Source organism: Rhizobium sp. YAF28, from assembly GCF_052113285.1.
GTDB lineage: Bacteria > Pseudomonadota > Alphaproteobacteria > Rhizobiales > Rhizobiaceae > Rhizobium.
On sequence record NZ_JBFRCX010000003.1, the window covers coordinates 1 to 18,340 of the forward strand.

At 59.6% G+C, this 18,340-nt stretch carries 14 protein-coding genes; 3 read left to right on the plus strand and 11 right to left on the minus strand.

Features of this window, described 5'->3' with window-relative positions; all coding sequences use genetic code 11:
* Positions 1-505 precede the first annotated feature (505 nt).
* A complete protein-coding gene (locus AB4Z13_RS07690) occupies positions 506-2,449 on the plus strand; it encodes a M23 family metallopeptidase (RefSeq protein WP_439016692.1) in 1,944 nt (647 codons plus the stop codon).
* Between the two features lie 70 nt (positions 2,450-2,519).
* On the opposite strand, the gene clpB is transcribed toward AB4Z13_RS07690, so the two are convergent.
* The 7 genes from clpB to AB4Z13_RS07725 form a co-directional block, all read right to left on the minus strand.
* Positions 2,520-5,123 carry an ATP-dependent chaperone ClpB gene (clpB, locus tag AB4Z13_RS07695; protein ID WP_439016693.1) on the minus strand — a complete coding sequence of 868 codons (2,604 nt, stop codon included), beginning with the start codon at positions 5,121-5,123 and terminating at the stop codon, positions 2,520-2,522.
* A gap of 657 nt (positions 5,124-5,780) precedes the next feature.
* Positions 5,781-7,187, minus strand: coding sequence for a DUF1214 domain-containing protein (locus tag AB4Z13_RS07700; protein WP_439016694.1), 1,407 nt, complete (start codon positions 7,185-7,187; stop codon positions 5,781-5,783).
* A gap of 192 nt (positions 7,188-7,379) precedes the next feature.
* Positions 7,380-8,087 carry a DUF4167 domain-containing protein gene (locus AB4Z13_RS07705; protein ID WP_439016695.1) on the minus strand — a complete coding sequence of 236 codons (708 nt, stop codon included), beginning with the start codon at positions 8,085-8,087 and terminating at the stop codon, positions 7,380-7,382.
* A gap of 345 nt (positions 8,088-8,432) precedes the next feature.
* Positions 8,433-9,302, minus strand: a complete 870-nt coding sequence (prmC, locus tag AB4Z13_RS07710) for a peptide chain release factor N(5)-glutamine methyltransferase (protein ID WP_439016696.1) — start codon at positions 9,300-9,302, stop codon at positions 8,433-8,435.
* Positions 9,299-10,378, minus strand: coding sequence for a peptide chain release factor 1 (gene prfA / locus AB4Z13_RS07715; RefSeq protein WP_439016697.1), 1,080 nt, complete (start codon positions 10,376-10,378; stop codon positions 9,299-9,301). Before prfA ends, prmC begins: the two co-directional genes overlap by 4 nt.
* Positions 10,379-10,406: 28 nt before the next feature.
* Positions 10,407-12,674: a phosphoenolpyruvate--protein phosphotransferase gene (gene ptsP / locus AB4Z13_RS07720; protein WP_439016698.1), complete on the minus strand. Its 2,268-nt coding sequence runs from the start codon at positions 12,672-12,674 to the stop codon at positions 10,407-10,409.
* Positions 12,675-12,764: 90 nt separating this feature from the next.
* A complete protein-coding gene (locus tag AB4Z13_RS07725; RefSeq protein ID WP_007825494.1) occupies positions 12,765-14,039 on the minus strand; it encodes an aspartate kinase in 1,275 nt (424 codons plus the stop codon).
* 408 nt (positions 14,040-14,447) lie between these two features.
* Between AB4Z13_RS07725 and AB4Z13_RS07730 the strand changes: the two genes are divergently transcribed.
* Together AB4Z13_RS07730 and ubiG are read left to right on the plus strand one after the other, a co-directional pair.
* Complete coding sequence (locus tag AB4Z13_RS07730) at positions 14,448-14,948, plus strand: BA14K family protein (RefSeq protein ID WP_310384776.1); 501 nt, start codon at positions 14,448-14,450, stop codon at positions 14,946-14,948.
* Positions 14,949-15,116: 168 nt separating this feature from the next.
* Positions 15,117-15,863, plus strand: coding sequence for a bifunctional 2-polyprenyl-6-hydroxyphenol methylase/3-demethylubiquinol 3-O-methyltransferase UbiG (gene ubiG, locus AB4Z13_RS07735; RefSeq protein ID WP_113319729.1), 747 nt, complete (start codon positions 15,117-15,119; stop codon positions 15,861-15,863).
* 43 nt (positions 15,864-15,906) lie between these two features.
* On the opposite strand, the gene AB4Z13_RS07740 is transcribed toward ubiG, so the two are convergent.
* From AB4Z13_RS07740 to AB4Z13_RS07755, 4 genes are read right to left on the minus strand one after another with little or no spacing between them, the layout of a single operon-like run.
* Entirely contained in the window at positions 15,907-16,335 is a 429-nt protein-coding gene (locus tag AB4Z13_RS07740) for a DUF1178 family protein (protein WP_037101528.1), read from the minus strand.
* On the minus strand, positions 16,332-17,189 hold the full coding sequence (locus tag AB4Z13_RS07745; RefSeq protein WP_113319663.1) for a carbon-nitrogen hydrolase family protein: 858 nt from the start codon (positions 17,187-17,189) through the stop codon (positions 16,332-16,334). The genes AB4Z13_RS07740 and AB4Z13_RS07745 overlap by 4 nt, the downstream gene beginning before the upstream one ends.
* Before the next feature lie 9 nt (positions 17,190-17,198).
* The gene (gene grxC, locus AB4Z13_RS07750) at positions 17,199-17,456 is read right to left on the minus strand and encodes a glutaredoxin 3 (RefSeq protein WP_007825499.1); all 258 of its coding nucleotides are present in this window, start codon (positions 17,454-17,456) and stop codon (positions 17,199-17,201) included.
* A gap of 32 nt (positions 17,457-17,488) precedes the next feature.
* Positions 17,489-18,250 (minus strand): ComF family protein, encoded by a 762-nt coding sequence (locus tag AB4Z13_RS07755; protein WP_439016699.1) that lies wholly within the window; start codon positions 18,248-18,250, stop codon positions 17,489-17,491.
* Positions 18,251-18,340: the final 90 nt, after the last annotated feature.

Below are 18,340 nucleotides of genomic sequence, written 5' to 3' on the forward strand. Positions count from 1 at the left end.
ACCCGCTCCAAACCTAAGCCAAGAGCAACAAACCAGCATTCCGCCAATCCGCTTGAGTTTCTTTAGAACGAAAGACTTCGTCGCCAGCAGCGCCGCCGCCCTCGTTCAGTGAGTGGGCTTATAATCCTCACACATCGAAACAGTCAACAGGCCTTTTTCAAAAAAATCGCTTTTCTTCCATCCTGTTGTTTCTAAAAGAGATTTTATATCGGCTTCTAAAATCCGCTCGTTTCCCGGATTCCGATCTCACCGGAGAAGCCCGGAAAACATGACTGTTTGTCGGTTTTGCTGTGGAAGATACGATTTTGATCCTCTTCGCCCCGACATCATCACATTCTGCTGGTCAGAGGAAACACGCATGATTCACGCAGGCATGTGCACGTAGGGTGCCTATTCTGGTGTGATTTGACTTGAGTGCCCAAAATATGCACATCTTTCGCCCCAGCCAGGACGGCTCGCGGATGCCTATAACGACATCGAATGTAAGGATGCGAACTCCACTGCCATGATGACGGAGAAAATGATGATCCGCTCGCTGGGCAGCGAGCCTCCGCTTCTGGCAGATGGGAGACGTGCGCCCGACCGGCGCGAAGTTTCGCTTCGCTGGCTTTCGGGCACGTTCCTCACAGGCATAACCTCATCGATCCTCATGGGTGTTGCGCTTTTTGCTGCCCTGGACGGCCGGCAGCAGCTGGCAATCCCGGCCGAGGCCTATGCAAGCGCGTCGGCAGACGCGCATCAGGATACGTCTGTTACCCGCGGCGGTCGTCTGATCGCCCCAGTCATCGCCGCCAAGCCATCCGACCGTGCCATCATGGAAGTCTCGACCGTCGTCCATGACGGCGAGAAGGAAGTCGTGCGCCGCCAGCCCTTCTCCCATGTGAAGATGATGTTGGCTGCCAATCACGTCGCGACTGAGGATTATCCGGACTTCGATCCACTGGCGATCTTCTCGGCCGACGAGCCCCAGCCGGCACCGCAAAGCCGCACCGGCGCAATTTACGGATCCGATGTCGAATCCGAAGTGGCGCTGAAGACCATTCCCTTCCCAACCAACAAATCCGACCTCAACATGGCCCCTGGCCTGTCGCTCGACGAGGTCGAGGAAAACGTCCGCTCCAACGGCTCCGTTCTAACGGACGGAAATGCCCAGCTTGCCGCGCTCTACTATGTGGACCCGCGCCGTTTCTCCGCCGAGGACAATGACGTCGACCTGACCGCCGGCCTTGCCGCGCGCGTACTCGAGCAAAACATGACGGTCTCGGCACCGGAATCCATCACACCGCAGACCGAAGAGTTCGCCGACGACATCCTGCCGGTGCGCCAGGATACGACAATCGCCAAGGCGCTCGCCGATTCCGGCTATCCGCAGCCGCAGGCAGACGGCATGTCCGGTTATATCGCTCCCCTGTTCGGCACCGATACGCTTTCGAAGGGCGACGTCCTGCGCATCGGTATCATTCAGAAGGGCGAGCAGGCGAAGATCATTCGCGCCAGCATCTATCGCGGTACACGGCATCTGATTACCGTCGCGCTCGACGACAAGGGCCGTTTCGTGGCCGGCAGCGAACCGCCGATGCTGGATGCGGTCGCCACCGCCTTTGAGGACAATTCCTTCGCTCCGCCGGCCGGCCAAAATCTGCCTCGCGTTTACGATGGAATTTACCGCGCAGCTCTTTCCTATGGCATGACCAAGGACATGACGGCGCTGATCATCAAGCTGCTCGCGGCCAATGTCGACTTCCAGGCGCAGTTGAAGCCGACGGATTATCTTGAAGCCTTCTTCTCCGTCACCGACAGCAACGGCCAGGCGACGGAGGATTCCGATCTTCTCTATGTCAACGCCCGCTTTGGCGATACGTTGACGCGCTTCTATCGCTTCCAGGACCCGGAAGACGGCACGATCGATTACTTCGATCAGGACGGCAAGAGCATTCGCCAGTTCCTGCTGCGCAATCCTGTCCCGAACGGCATCTTCAAGTCCGGCTTCGGCATGCGCCGCCACCCGATCCTCGGCTTCGCGCGCATGCATACAGGTGTCGACTGGGCGGCCCCCCGCGGCACGGCGATCATTGCGGCCGGCAACGGTACGGTTGAAAAGGCAGGCTGGGATTCCGGCGGCTACGGCAACCAGACCATCGTCCGCCACGCCAATGGCTATGAATCCTCCTATAACCACCAGAGCGCCATCGCCAAGGGCATCATGCCGGGCGCCAAGGTGCGACAGGGCCAGGTCATCGGCTGGGTGGGCACCACGGGTGAATCCACCGGCCCGCACCTGCACTACGAATTGATCGTCAACGGCACCAAGGTCGACCCGCTGCGCATCCGCCTGCCTGGCGGCAAGTCGCTCCAGGGTGATGCGCTCGCCAAATTCGAGGACGAGCGCAAGCGCATCGATACGCTGCTGAACAACCAGCCTGCCACGGATCAGGTCGCGAGCAAATAATTCTCCCCTTCTGCGGAGAACAAAAATGGCGGCCCGATGGCCGCCATTTTCAATTCTCGTCTGCGCAGCCTTATGCCGCTTCGTTGACCGTCTGTTTCGACCGGAACAGCAATCGGTCCGAGCCGCTGGTGATCGTCACCGTCGATCCGTCCGGTACCTCACCCGAGAGGATCTGCTCGGCGAGCGGATCCTGGACGAACTTCTGGATCATCCTTTTCAGCGGACGAGCGCCGTAGACTGGATCGTATCCCTTATTCGCCAGCCAATTGCGGGCATCCTCGTCGAGATCGAGTGTGATCTTGCGCTCGGACAGCAGCGAGATCAGCCGCTTCAGCTGGATATCGACGATCGCGCCCATCTCCTCACGCTTCAGGCGGTGGAAGAGGATGATCTCATCGATACGGTTCAGGAACTCCGGCCGGAAATGACCGCGAACGACATCCATCACCTGCTCCCGAACGGTCTCGCTGTCCTCACCCTCACGCAGCTGCGTCAGGTATTCAGCACCGAGGTTCGAGGTCATGATGATCATCGTGTTGCGGAAGTCGACCGTCCGGCCCTGCCCGTCGGTCAGGCGACCGTCGTCCAGCACCTGCAGCAGGATGTTGAAGACATCGGGATGCGCCTTCTCGATCTCGTCGAACAAAACGACCTGGTAGGGCCGGCGACGGACAGCTTCCGTCAACGCACCACCTTCATCATAGCCGACATAGCCGGGAGGGGCACCGATAAGCCGGGCAACGGAGTGCTTCTCCATGTACTCGGACATATCCATGCGCACCATCGCCGTCTCGTCGTCGAAGAGGAAGCGGGCGAGCGCCTTGGTGAGTTCCGTCTTGCCGACGCCGGTCGGGCCGAGGAAGATGAACGAGCCGATCGGCCGGTTCGGATCCTGAAGGCCTGCGCGGGCACGGCGCACGGCGCGGGATACGGCCTGAACCGCATCGCCCTGGCCGATCACCGACTTCGCCAGTTCGTCTTCCATCCGGAGCAGCTTGTCGCGTTCGCCCTCCAACATCTTGTCAACAGGAATGCCGGTCCAGCGGGAGACGACATGGGCGATATTGTCAGGGATCACGACCTCCTGCACCATCGCGTTGCGGCTGTTGTCTTCCTTGCTTTCAGCCTCGGTCAGCTGCTTTTCGAGATCGGGGATCACGCCATAGGCGAGCTCACCGGCGCGCTGGAATTCACCCTTGCGCTGGGCGATTGCCAGTTCGTTGCGGGCATCGTCGAGCTGCTTCTTGAGGTCAGCGGCAAGGCCGAGTTTCTGCTTTTCCGCCTGCCAGCGGGCCGTCAGCGCATCGGCTTCTTCCTCGAGAGAAACGAGCTCGCCTTCCAGCCGCTTCAGCCGGTCAGCGGAAGCCACGTCGGTTTCCTTCTTGAGCGCCTCGCGCTCGATCTTCAGCTGGATGATGCGACGGTCGAGCTCGTCGAGTTCTTCCGGCTTCGAATCCACCTGCATGCGCAGGCGGGCAGCCGCCTCGTCCATCAAATCGATCGCCTTGTCCGGCAGGAACCGGTCGGTGATATAACGGTTCGAAAGCGTTGCAGCAGCAACCAGCGCAGCATCGGCGATGCGCACCTTGTGATGCTGCTCATACTTTTCCTTCAGGCCGCGCAGGATCGAAATCGTATCCTCGACCGTCGGTTCTTCGACCATGACCGGCTGGAAACGGCGGGCAAGGGCCGGATCCTTCTCGACATGCTTGCGGTATTCGTCGAGCGTGGTTGCGCCAACGCAGTGCAACTCTCCGCGGGCAAGCGCAGGCTTCAGCAGGTTGGAGGCATCCATTGCCCCATCCGCCTTGCCGGCACCGACAAGCGTGTGCATTTCATCGATGAAGAGGATGATCTCGCCGTTCTCCGACTGAACCTCGTTCAGCACAGCCTTCAGGCGCTCTTCGAACTCGCCGCGGAACTTCGCACCGGCAATCAGGGCACCCATGTCGAGCGCCATCAGCTTCTTGTCCTTCAGGCTTTCCGGTACGTCGCCATTGACGATGCGCAGCGCAAGGCCTTCGACGATCGCCGTCTTACCGACGCCCGGCTCACCGATCAGGACAGGATTGTTCTTGGTGCGACGCGAGAGAACCTGGATCGTACGGCGAATTTCGTCGTCGCGGCCGATAACCGGATCGAGCTTGCCTTCGCGGGCATCGCTCGTCAGGTCGCGCGCATATTTCTTCAGGCTGTCGAAACCCTGCTCAGCACTCGCCGTATCGGCGGTGCGACCCTTGCGGATTTCGTTGATGACCTGGTTGAGCGCCTGTGCTGTCACCCCGGCATTCTTCAGCGACTGATAAGTCGAGGCAGAGGTTTCGATCGCCAGTGCCTGCAGCAAACGCTCGACCGTCACGAAGCTGTCGCCGGCTTTCTTCGCGGCCTCTTCCGCAGTGGAGAAGACCTTGGCGAGCGGCTGGGCAAGATAGATGTTGCCGTTGCCGCCGGAAACTTTCGGCAGTTTGGCAAGTGCGGCATCATTGGCGAGCCGCGCAGCCTTTGCATCGCCGCCGGCGCGCTCGATAAGCGAAGCGGCCATCCCCTGATCGTCATCGAGCAGGACTTTGAGCACATGTTCTGCGGTGAATTGCTGGTGCCCCTGCGCAAGCGCATAGGTCTGGGCGGACTGAACGAAACCGCGCACCCGCTCGGAGTATTTTTCGATATTCATATGCTACCTCCATGAATCGCCCTGCCCTTCATAAGGCACAGACCGATGATTGAGATTGAGCTCCCTCAAAAGGCAAGCCCCTGTTTGTCGCCATTGGGATTTGCGGCAAACAACCTGGGCAGGATATGGTGGAGAATCCCAATAGTTTAAAGGGGCGGGCAAGGGAAAAACCAGCAGTTCAAAGCGGCCTCCCCCTGCAGCCATGTCTTCCTGGCTCCCCATCGGTTTCTCCCGAAAGAACAGCCGATGACGCCTTGAAGTGTTCCGCGCCGTCATCCAATTTGACGTCCCATCAAAAAGCTGAGCAGACCCACCACACATAGAAGAGGCGGCAAGCCGGATGCTCGAAGCGGTAGGGATGCACGCTCCATCACCGTCATGGTCAGCCCGATCGCGACCATGCCAAGGCCACCGGCCTGGACCGCCGCGATCGACAATGTCCATGGGCATGCCCACCAGAGCGTAATATTCTGCATGAACAATTCGCCGGTCGGCCATCGCGCACCCACGCAGTAATGAGCGATGACGCCGAAGCTCGGAAAGACCCGAACAGGAAAAGCCCAATCCCGCATCTCGCCAAATGTAGTCCGCTAATCATCGACCTATCTCCAGGGTAGCTTTGATTGCCCGCTTGTGAGAGCAGATTGCCTCTCAGCCTTACTTGCTCATCGGCGCGACATCCGGCAGCACCCATTTCTTGTCAAAGAAGTCCTTGGTTGGACCATAAGCGCGGAACATCAGCTCAAACTTCCGCTTCGGGTCGGTCGGTACCCAATTGGCCTCCTTACCTTTCGGCGCGCTTGGTCCGAAATAGAGGTCAATGGAGCCGTCCTCGTTCTTAACGAGCTCAGAAATCTGCGATGAGCGGCTCGCGCGCGAAACATTCTTGATCAGCGCATGCGTCTGCCGGTCATAGGCCGTCACCGACCAGTACTGCTCGACGGGCACATTTGGCGGAACGTTGAGGCGATAGGTCTTGCCACCGTCAAAATCATCCCCGTCCTTGTCGCGGATCGAGATCGAATAGAATTGGCCTGCGCCCAGCCGCTTGATGCCGATATAGGCATAGCTATAGGCAACGCCGCGATGATCGACGGGATAGGCGCCCGGCTCATCGAAATTGAATTGGGCGGCCTTGATGAGATCGGGATAGGCCGGGAAGGTCCAGCGGCTCTTGTCAGTGAAGAAGGGCGGCAGCCCGGCATCGTATTTCGCCTCCAGAAGCGCCTGCGCCTCCTTGATGCCCACGGTCAACAGTGACTTCACATGCTGATCCGGCATAAAGGGCTTGCCCTTCTCTATACCGAGAGATTTCAGTTGATCGATCATCACCCGATCGCGGGTGATCCACGGTTCTTCCTGGACGATGCGGTTCAGATTGTCGAAAAAGCTCGCATCCCATTTGATGGTGGAATCGAACAGAATGTCCTTCACGTCGGTGAAGACGGTTTCCGGCGGATTGCCTGCCGCCGAAAGCGGATAGACTTTCAGCTTCCTGCCATAGTCGATCGATGCCTGCACATCGGCGTCGCCGTGGCTCTTCAGATTCGAACGAAAGAGCATGTAGCCGCCATAGACTTCCGACTGCAGCGGAATGAATCCGTCCGGCACTCTGTCCCTGTAGCCGGGCGGCAGGATCACGAATTTTCCGCCCTTGCCCTTATCGATTCCGAGCAAGCCGGCGTCCTCGAGCGGCAGTTGCCAGGCATTGACGATGTTGCCGTTGAAAGAGGCGCCGCTCTCTGCAGCCGGCAGATCGAGAACAACGGGACCATCCCTCGTGGTGAAGAAAGCCATGAAATAGAGAGCATCGGGATTGGGCGTCAGCGTCTGGTTCTTCCAATCCAGTGGCCGGCCCCAATAGATGACCTGCCCAACCTTGCCTGGCGTCTTGGTCAGCATCTCCTGGCGCATCAGGTCATAATTGACGACAGGAATTCCCCATACGACAGCCTGGACGGCCTTCCGCTCGATCTCATTGTCGAAGGCTTGCTGTGCTGCCTTCTCCGCGCCATGGGCGGAGGCTGCGACCAGCAGCATGAACAAGAACATAAGATACTTCATGATGGCGTTCCTCCGGTCCCGACAGGTGTCCTGGAGTGAATGCCTCGAGGGCTGAATGCGGAAGTACGTTACTGTAAATTCGCGTGTAAACGCGCTCTGGCAATAGTCGCAGCAACCGAAAGCAGCAGGCGCCCCGCAAAAGAAAAGGCCGCCCGGAAAGGCGGCCTTTCAAATTCTACGATTGAAGTAATCTTATTCGGAAGCAGCTTCAGCGAGAACAGGGGCTTCCGCGGAAGCGCCTTCCTCACCGGCGGCCTCACCTTCAGCACCGCGACGCGGACGGCGCGGGCGGCTGCCGGCATTGCGACGGCGGGGCTGGCGCTCGCGCTGCGGTGCAGCAGAGCCTTCGTCTTCCATCGCGACTTCGGCGGGAATACCGTCGATTTCCGGCTGCGGGCCACTTCCGTCAATCGCTTCCGACTGCTGCACCGGCGCCGCTACCGGAGCAGCCTGCTGCTGTTCGCGCTGATGCTGCTGATGAGGCGGCTGAACGATGACGACGTCGTCATTGTCACCCGTATCCATTTCGTCGCCGTCACGGTCCGCGTTGTCACGATCATTGTAATCGTTGCGGTCGTCACGCTGGAAGCGTTCCTGCATCTGCGCCTGAGCGGCGGCAATGATGCGGTTATAGTGTTCGGCGTGCTGCAGGTAATTCTCAGCTATGACGCGGTCGCCGGAGCTCTGGGCGTCACGGGCGAGCTGCGCATATTTTTCAGCTATGTGCTGGGCAGTGCCGCGGATTTTCACATCTGGGCCGGAGCTGTCGTAGGTCCGGGTCAGCGGGTTCCCACCCTTACGGTTGAAATTATTATTGTTGTTATTTCCACCGCCGCCATTGTTATTGTTGTTGTTATTGCCACGCCCTCGACCGCGCTTGTTCTGCTGTCCTGGCCTCATCGATCGTTCACCTGAATTCTCTGTTTGTGATTGGATACATGGCACCAACCGCCAAGACCGGTCCATCCGGATCAGGGCCTTCGTGCCGCAAGCATAGTGCGCCTTCGCGCCGACCTGCCGCTTGTCTTCAAGTCAGTTTGACTGATTCACGCATTGGGTCGTGTTCAACCTTTGAAACTCTCGTTTAAAAGAGCAGACCCCCGAGGCTGAGCAAGTACCGAACGAATCTCGTCCATTCCTATGCGCCCAACGCGTGAGGGCAACCTATATTGCTTCCTCGGGAAATCCAAGCCTTTTCTTCGCAATAGCAATAATGTCCAGTTAGATGCTGCAATTTGTCGCCGGTCATGCCAGCGAGAACACGAGCACTCTGTCATTCTGGCCATAATCTTTCACGGATTTGAGGCACTTGAAGCCTTCCGCTTCGAAGATCGCCGTCACATCGCTTCGTTGATCATAGCCAATTTCCAGTCCGACGATTCCATTTGGCCGTACGAACCTTCCCGCATCCTTTGCTATGGCTTTGTAGGCGTCAAGCCCATCCGAGCCGCCGTCCAGAGCTGCAGCCGGATCAAATTTCGTCACTTCGGGAGCGAGATCGTGAATGACATTGGAAGCAATATAGGGCGGATTTGAGACAATCGCATGAAACGTCCCGTGGATGTTCTCGAACCAGTTCGATCGAATCGTCGTGAATCGGTCCTGCAATCCGTTTCTTTCTGCGTTTGATCTTGCCGTCTCAAGTGCATCGGTCGAAATGTCGCTGCCGATGCCTGATGCTTCCGGACATTCATTGAGGAGCGCAAGGCAAATCGCTCCAGTCCCGGTTCCTATGTCGAGGATATGGATACTGCTTTCCGTCTTTGCAAGATCGCGCAGATAAGGAATGATCGTATCGACGAGGATTTCCGTATCGGGCCGCGGCTCCAGTGTGCCGGCGGACAGCGAAAGCGGCAGGCCGTAGAATTCCCGCTCTCCGAGAATGCGATGCACCGGCTCGTGCTTCAGCCGCCTTTCGATAGCGCGGCCGATACTGCCTGCCTGCTCCTCCGAAACCGGCTCGCGACCCGCCGTCAGCATCTCGGTCGGCGAAAGCTTCAGCAGTCCCGAAATCAGCAACCGCGCATCGGTCTGTGGATCGGCAATGCCGGCTTCCGTGAAGCGGCGCCGAGCCTCGACAAGCAGCTCGGAAACCGTCGGCCCGGATGCGGTCATTGCTGTTCGCCAAGCTGCGCCAGCTGGCTCGCCTGGTAGTCGGCAAGCAGCGCATCCACCACTTCGTCGATCTCGCCGATCATCATCCGGTCGAGTTTGTAGAGCGTCAGATTGATGCGATGATCGGTCACGCGCCCCTGCGGAAAATTGTAGGTTCGGATGCGCTCCGAACGGTCGCCGGAACCAACCTGGCTTTTACGGTCGGCCGAACGTTCGCTATCGGCCCTCTGCCGCTCGGCATCGTAGAGACGCGAGCGAAGCACCTGCATGGCCTTGGCGCGGTTTTGATGCTGCGATTTTTCCGAGCTGGTGACAACGATACCCGTAGGCAGGTGGGTGATACGCACCGCCGAGTCCGTCGTATTGACGTGCTGGCCGCCCGCCCCCGAGGAGCGCATCGTATCGATGCGGATATCTTCCGGCCGGATTTCGATATCGATCTCCTCCGCTTCGGGAAGAACGGCAACCGTCGCAGCCGAGGTGTGAATGCGCCCGCCCGCTTCCGTCTCCGGTACGCGCTGCACACGGTGCACGCCGGATTCGAATTTCAGCTTGGCAAAGACGCCCTTGCCGGTGATCGTCGCGATGATTTCCTTGTAGCCACCGGCTTCACCTTCGCTTGACGACAGCACTTCCACCTTCCATCCGTGCGTTGACGCATAGCGCTCATACATACGGAAAAGGTCGCCAGCGAAAAGGGCCGCCTCATTGCCGCCGGTGCCGGCGCGGATTTCCAGGATCGCACTCTTTTCGTCGGCCGCATCCTTCGGCAGCAACAGGATGTGGATTTCGTTCTCCAGCACCTCGATCCGCTCTTTCACGTCAGGCAGCTCGAGTTCGGCAAGCTCACGCATGTCGCGATCGACGGACTTGTCCTCGAGCAGCACCTCCAGATCGGCAAGCTCGCCGACGGCCTTCTGATAGGCGCGGATCTTGGTGACAACGGGCTGCAGTTCTGAATATTCAGACGCGAGCTTTACATAGACGTCGGCCGAAGGGCCGGCCGACATGCGCGCTTCGATCTCGCCGAAGCGGCGCTCAAGCTCGCGCATCTTTTCAATGGGAAGCTTCGCCACCCCTTACTCCAATTCTTCTTATGTATGTCTAAAGGGGAATATTGTGGCTCTCGGCGAAGCGGGCAAGCACCTCGCGCATCGGCACGGTCGCATTCCGGTCGTCCAGCGCCTCATTGACAGCCTTCGTCAGAGCCTCGGCATCAAGGCCGAGCAACATCGCTTTGACAGGTCCGATCGAAGCCGGCGACATGGAGATGGAGCGGAACCCGACGCCAAGCAACGCCATGGCCGAAAGCGGCTTGCCTGCCAGTTCGCCGCAGAGCGTCAGCGGCGTCCTGTTGCGATCCGCACCGCGCACGATATCGCGCAGGAGACGCAGGAACGGCCGTTCCAGCGGATCGAAGCGCTCGGAAACCCGTGCATTGCCGCGATCAACAGCCATGGCGAACTGGAAGAGATCGTTGGAGCCGACGGAGACGAAATCGACCGCATCCATCAGCTCATCGAGCTGCCAGAGCAGCGCCGGCACTTCCAGCATCGCGCCAAATTGCAGCTTGCGCGGCAGACCGTGGCCGAAACGCGAAAGATGCTGCACTTCTTTTTGCAGGAGTTCGCGCACCTGCCGGAGTTCAGAAACCTCAGTCACCATCGGCACCATCAGCTTCAGCTCGGCGCCCGCCGCAGCCTTCAGCATGGCGCGCAGCTGCGTGCGCAACAATCCCGGCCGGTCGAGCGACAGACGGATTGCCCGCCAGCCGAGCGCCGGGTTCTCTTCCTCATGGCCGCGGAAGTAGGGAACAACCTTGTCGCCGCCGATATCGAGCGTACGGAAGGTTACGACACGGCCGCCTGCCTGCTTCAGCACATTGCGGTAGAACATTTCCTGCTCTTCCGCCTTCGGCATGGTCGATGCGATCATGAATTGCAGCTCGGTGCGGAATAGGCCGATACCCTCGGCGCCAGATTCCGCCAGCTGCGGCAGATCGACCAACAGGCCGGCATTCATCAGAAGCTGGATGCGCTGCCCGTCCCGGGTGACCGGCTCGACGGAGCGCAGCGCCCGGAACTGCTCCTGCCGCCTGGCGCGGAAGCGGACCTTTTCTTCGTAGGAGCGCTGATGCTCCGGCATCGGCCGGATATGCACATGCCCTTCGTCGCCATCGATGATGACGGCGTCGCCGTTTTCGGCAAGCGCCACGACACCCGCCGCCTGGCCGATGACGGGAATGCCCATGGCCCGCGCGACAATCACCACATGGCTCGTCACCGCGCCTTCTTCCAGCACCAGCCCGCGCACATTGGCACGCGGATAATCGAGCAATTCGGCGGCACCCATGGCCCGCGCCAGAATGATGGCGTCGGTCGGGAAACCCTCGGCCGTCGTGCGGCCGGTATAACCCGTCAGCACACGCAGCAGCCGGTTCGCCAGATCCTCGAAATCGTGCATGCGTTCGCGCAAATAGGGATCGGTCAGGCGCATCATGCGCGCCTTGGTGTCGCTCTGGACCTTCTCGACCGCTGCTTCCGCCGTCAGGCCGTTGCGGATCGCCTCTTCCAGCTTGCGCACCCAGCCCTGGTCGTGAGCGAACATGCGATAGGTTTCGAGTACCTCGCGATGCTCCCCTTCCATCGACACATCGCGACGCGACAGCATGTCGTCGATGGAAATCCGAAGCGAGCCCATGGCTTCCGCCAGCCGCCGGATTTCCTTCTCCGCATCTTCGTTGAGCAGATTGGTGACCACGATGCGCGGCTCGTGGAGCACGACGTAACCAAGGCCGATCCCGTCATTATACGTATCGCCATCGACCGTGACCGAGCGGGTAAGATCGAGCTCCAGGCCCGGCTTCGTGATCTTCTTCAGTTCACCGGTCGCGATCATCTCGGCGAGAACCATAGCCGTCGTCTCGAGCGCTTCCAGCTCCTCGTCGCGATAATTGCGGCTCGCCTTGTTCTGCACGACGAGAACGCCGAGCGAGCGTCCCGTACGCAGGATCGGCACGCCGAGGAAGGAATGATAGATCTCTTCGCCCGTTTCCGGCAGGTAGCGGAACGCCGGATGCGACTGCGCGTCGGAGAGATTGAGCGGCTGGGCCGATGCGGCGATCGTGCCGACGAGGCCCTGTCCCATTTTCAGTTGCGAGAGGTGGACGGCCTCCTTATTGAGACCTTCGGTAGCATAAAGCTCGAGAACGCCATCGGCGCGCAGCACGTAAACGGAGCAAACCTCCGCCACCATGTTGCTGGCGATCTGGCGCACGATCCGGTCGAGTCGCTCCTGCGGCTCCAGCGGTTCCGCCATCAATTCGCGCAGCCGCTTGAGCAGCACGCGCGGACCGCCGGAAAGGTCTCTCATTGCGTCTCAAGCTCCCCGAAACAAACGCTTAATGCGGCCAGAAAAACCGGCCACATCTTCAACCTGAAGGGGCAGACCGCCCGCTGGGAATCAATTCTTATCCAGACCGTAGCAGGAATGCAAAGTTCTGACAGCGAGTTCTGCATAAGGACCATCGATCAGGATCGAAATCTTGATCTCTGAGGTTGTAATTGCCTTGATGTTGATGCCTTTTTCGGCAAGTGCCCGGAAGGCAGTCGCTGCAACGCCCGCATGACTGCGCATGCCGATGCCGATGACCGAGACCTTTACCAGACCCGATTCGCTCTGCGCGACGTCGTAGCCGATCTTGTCCTTATTGTCGGAGAGAACCTTGATGGCCTTCTCCACATCGCCCGAGGGCACGGTGAAGGTCATATCGGTCTTCGAACCGTCTTCGGAAATGTTCTGGACGATCATATCGACATTGATGTGGCTCTCGGCAAGCGGCCCGAAGATCGCGGCGGAAACACCCGGCCGGTCAGCAAGACGGCGAAGCGAGATCTGAGCCTCATCCTTGGCATAGGCGATGCCGGTGACTACTTCCTGTTCCACGATTTCATCCTCGTCACAAATCAGCGTTCCGGGCGGGTTCAAGAGGTCGCCCATGCCCGGAGCATCGGGATCCTCGAAAGACGAACGCACGAAGGTGCGTACCTTGTGCACCATGGCAAGCTCGACCGAGCGCACCTGAAGAACCTTGGCGCCGAGCGACGCCATTTCCAGCATTTCTTCGAAAGCGATCTTCTTCAGGCGCCGTGCCTTGGGCTCGATGCGCGGGTCGGTCGTGTAGACACCGTCGACATCGGTATAGATGTCGCAACGATCGGCCTTCACGGCGGCCGCAATCGCCACTGCCGACGTGTCTGATCCGCCGCGTCCGAGCGTCGAGATACGGTTATCAGGACCGAGCCCCTGGAAGCCGGCGACGACAGCAACCTGCCCCTCGCCCATGCGCTTGATGATATCGGCGCCGTCGATTTCCATGATGCGCGCCGCGCCATGTGCGTTGTCGGTGCGGATCGGGATCTGCCAGCCCTGCCAGGAACGGGCATTGATGCCCATGCTCTGCAGCGCAATCGCCAGAAGGCCTGACGTGACCTGCTCGCCGGAAGCGACAATGGTGTCGTATTCACGCGCATCGTAGAAGGGCGAGTTGGCGCCGATCACCTTCGGCGTATTCTGGACCCAACCGACCAGTTCGTTGGTCTTGCCGGACATGGCGGAAACGACGACCGCCACCTCATGGCCGGCATCGACTTCACGTTTCACATGGCGGGCAACGTTCTTGATGCGATCCAGATCAGCGACGGAGGTTCCGCCGAATTTCATAACGATGCGTGCCATAAGCCTCTACCACGACCCGCGCGCGATTGCCGGAAAACGGGATTTGCTTCCCCGGCACGCCACGCGCCATTCACAAACCGCCGGGAGACGCGTTGCCCTCCCGGACATCAGAAAACCCCAGCTGTCAAATGGCCGAAGAGCCCGGAAATACTGGTTTCTGGAACGCTTCTAAAGCCCCGCCAACCAAGGACGAAAGTTGGCGCGTCTCTTAGCGAGTTTGACAGGGGGTGGCAAGGGCGGGCAAAGGGTGAAGTGGAAGTGGCAGGATTTCGTCAGAAATGGTCCCTGCGACTGCTGCAAAGCGCCCTATCTACCATGTCGGTAACGCGAGGGCATGGAGGCGTTGAACTTAAAGGCGCCAAATGCGTTTAAACCGGAATAGATGTGTCAAGAAAGCTGGTGAGTAGAATGAGAAGATTAGCGATAATTGCACTGTCGATAGCGACCGCATTCTCCGGAATTCCTGCCTGGGCAGGGCCGGCCTACACGGCAAACCCGATTCAGTCGGCAGCGCAACCCCAAACCGCCGGCGACCAGGCCGAGCTTCTTCAGGTGGGCTGCAACAACTTCACGAAATGCCCTCGTTATAACCAAGGCTGGGGCCGCAATTACCGCTATTCGGACCGTTATCGCTACGACCGCGGGTGGGACAGGGACCGCCGCTATTACGGCGACCGCTATAATGGGGACCGCTACTACCGCGACCGCTACTATCGCCGCCATGACAATACTGGCGCCATTATCGGTGGCCTGGCCGCCGGCGCGATCATCGGTGGTATAATAGCCTCGCAGCCGCGCGTGAGTGCGGGCAGTTCGCATGCCGAATACTGCTACAGCCGTTATCGCTCGTACCGCGCATACGATAACACATACCAGCCCACGTACGGCCCGCGCCGTCAGTGCCGCTAAATCGGCATCATCTTGGATCCGAAACCCCGCGAAGACGCGGGGTTTTTATTGCCTTCAGACTTACTCTATTTTTTACGGTCCTTGCCAAGCCCCCCGGTGCGACCTGAGCGCCCTTGACTTATCGCCTCGATCGTCCGACTTCACTGAAAGGACATGAAGGAGCGGCAGATGAACGAAGCGGCAAAGACCACCATCGACCAGAGCGAAGTCGATCGCTTTTCCGCCATGGCAGCCGAGTGGTGGAGCCCGACGGGCAAGTTCAAGCCGCTGCACAAGTTCAATCCTGTTCGCCTGGCCTATATCCGCGACAGGGCAGCAGAGAATTTTTCGCGCAGTCCGAAGAGTGCCAAGCCGCTTGAAGGCCTGCGCGTGCTCGATATCGGCTGCGGCGGCGGCCTCTTGTCGGAGCCGGTCGCCCGTATGGGCGCTGAAGTCGTCGGCGCCGATCCCTCGGAAAAGAATATCGGCATCGCCTCCACCCATGCCAAGGCATCGGGTGTTGCGGTCGACTATCGCGCCGTCACCGCCGAGCAGCTTGCCGAGGCAGGTGAGACCTTCGATATCGTGCTCAACATGGAAGTGGTGGAGCATGTGGCCGATGTCGAGCTTTTCATGAATACCTGCGCCAGCATGGTCAGGCCGGGCGGCCTGATGTTCGTCGCCACGATCAACCGCACCATGAAGGCGGCAGCACTTGCCATTTTCGCTGCCGAAAATGTCCTGCGTTGGCTGCCGCGCGGCACGCATCAGTATGAGAAGCTTGTACGCCCGGAAGAACTGGAAAAGCCGCTTGCCGCAAGCGGTCTCGAGATTGTCGATCGCACGGGCGTCTTCTTCAATCCGCTGGCAAACCAGTGGAACCTGTCGAAGGACATGGATGTGAATTACATGCTGCTGGCAAAACGGCCGGCCTGATCGCGCCGCAGGCCAAAATTATAAAAGACCGGCCGCCCGCATATCAGTTCACGTCTTCGGGCAAGACCGGCAGGGCAGCGATCTCGATGCCTTCTTCCACCAGCGCTTCAGCTTCGTCGGGCGTTGCCTGGCCGATGATACCGCGGGCATCCGCCTCACCGTAGTGGATCTTGCGAGCTTCCTCGGGGAATCGGGTTCCGACATCCTCGGAATTCGCCTTGATCGCAGCGACAGCTTCCTTGAGCTTCAGGAAGGCTTCGCGGCGGGCCGTGTCCATCGCGACTGTCTGCATCTCTTCCTTCTTGCGCGCGGTCGAGACGGAGGGAGCCATGAGTGACTTGGAGATGGAAGCGGAATTGCAGACAGGGCAGGTCAGAAAGCCGCTTGCGACCTGCCGGTCAAAATCGGCGCCTTCAGAAAACCAGCCTTCGAATTCGTGGGCATTCTCACAAATAAGGGAATAGCGGATCAAGCTGCTACGCCTCCTGTAATTTCCCCCGCAATCCTCTCGATGGAAAACTCCCGGCCGTTCTTAAGGTTCGGAATCTTGTCATGGGCGGCTTTCACAGCCGCCGGATCGATCTCCGCCAAAATGACCGCCTCGCCGGTCGGACCGGCGGACGCCAGCACCTTGCCCCAGGGGTCGATGATCATCGAATGGCCGAATGTCTCGCGTCCGTCTTCATGCAGGCCCGCCTGCGCTGCGGCGATGACGAAGACACCATTTTCAATGGCGCGCGCCCGCAGCAGGATTTCCCAATGCGCCTCGCCTGTCTGCTTCGTGAAAGCGGCCGGAACGGTCATCACTTCGGCACCGGCAACCGCCTGCGCTCGGAAAAGCTGCGGGAAACGCACGTCGTAACAGATGGTGAACCCCATCTCGGCAAACGGCAACGACAGAACGCGCGCCTCCGAACCCGGTCTGTAAGCCGCACTTTCGCGCCAGCTCTCGCCATTGTCGAGATCGACATCGAACATGTGGATCTTGTCGTAACGGTTCAGGATCTTGCCGTCAGGTCCGAAGAGGAAACCGCGATTGGCCATCTTGCCATCGTCGAGCGCAATCGCCGTCGAGCCGACATGCATGAAGATGCCGAGTTCGGCCGCAAGCGCCGAGCCGGTTTTGACAATGATGTCATTGCTCTCGTCACGCAGCACTTCCTTTGCCGCAGCGCGGTTACGCTGCAACATGCCGGTCATTTCAGGCGTCTGCACGTAAGTTGCGCCCTTTGCAGCAGCCTCTCGGACGAGGCGCGCCATCGAAGCGGCATTCCGCTCCGGATCGACACCGGAACACATCTGGATGGCGGCGGCTGTGAAGCTCATCGCTCTTCCTCAGGCCGCCAGCAGCGGATCGAGCTTGCCTGCCCGATCGAGCGCGTAGAGATCGTCGCAACCGCCGACATGCGTGCTGCCGATGAAAATCTGCGGAAAGGTGGTGCGGCCGTTCGACTTGCCAAGCATTTCCTGACGAAGCTCGGGCGAGAAGGTCGCGTCATGTTCGACATAGTCGACGCCCTTCTCTTCAAGAAGAGATTTGGCGCGTGCACAATAGCCGCAGAATTGACGCGTATAGATGGCAACGGGTACCATGAAGGTCTCCAGACAGTGCTGTTTTCTTTCTGTCATATAGTTTCTGCAATAGCCCTTGCAAAGGTCAAAACCGTTATATCGGCAGCCCCCGCCTTTCGCAGCGCGCGCGTTGCCGCACCAACCGTCGCCCCTGTCGTAAAGACGTCGTCGACAAGCACGATGCGTTTACCGAAGACATCGCTTTCCCTGCCCGCGGCGACCGCAAAAGCGCCACGGACATTGTCCTCGCGCGCCCGTATACCAAGACCAACCTGCTGGCTGGTACGCTTCACACGCAGAAGCGTCCCCGGCAACAGCGGTTTTCCTGCAAGCCCCGCCAAATGTCGGGCAAGCTCCGCGGCTTGGTTGAATTTGCGCGAGACCATGCGGGTGCGATGAAGCGGAACCGGAATGACGGCATCGCAGCGTTCGACCATGCCGTCCGACGCGCGCAGCATCCAGCCGGCCATCATCGGCGCGAGATCGGTTCGATCGCGGTATTTGAGGCCGTGTACAAGAGTGCGAACGGCATGGTCGAGGGCGGCTGCTGAACGCAGCCGATCGAAGGGCGGCGGATTGGCGATCGCCTCTGCGCTCAGAATGCCGGCCCCGAGATCATGGGAAAAGGGAAGGCCGAGCACCTCGCAATAGGGCCGCTCGATGAAGCGGACCTCGGACCAGCATTTGGCACAGAGCCCGCGATGGCCGCCTGTCGAAACACCGCAAGCCGCACAGGACGGCGGATAGACAAGATCGGCAAGCATGGAAACGGGCCGCAGAAGCTGCGCGAATATCCGCCCCGTCTCACTTTTCATCTCGCTCGTCCCCATATGAGGCAGACTAGCGCGTCGCGAGCCAAAGGAAAATCGCCTTGCCGCCTGCCGGACAGGGGAATATGGACATCG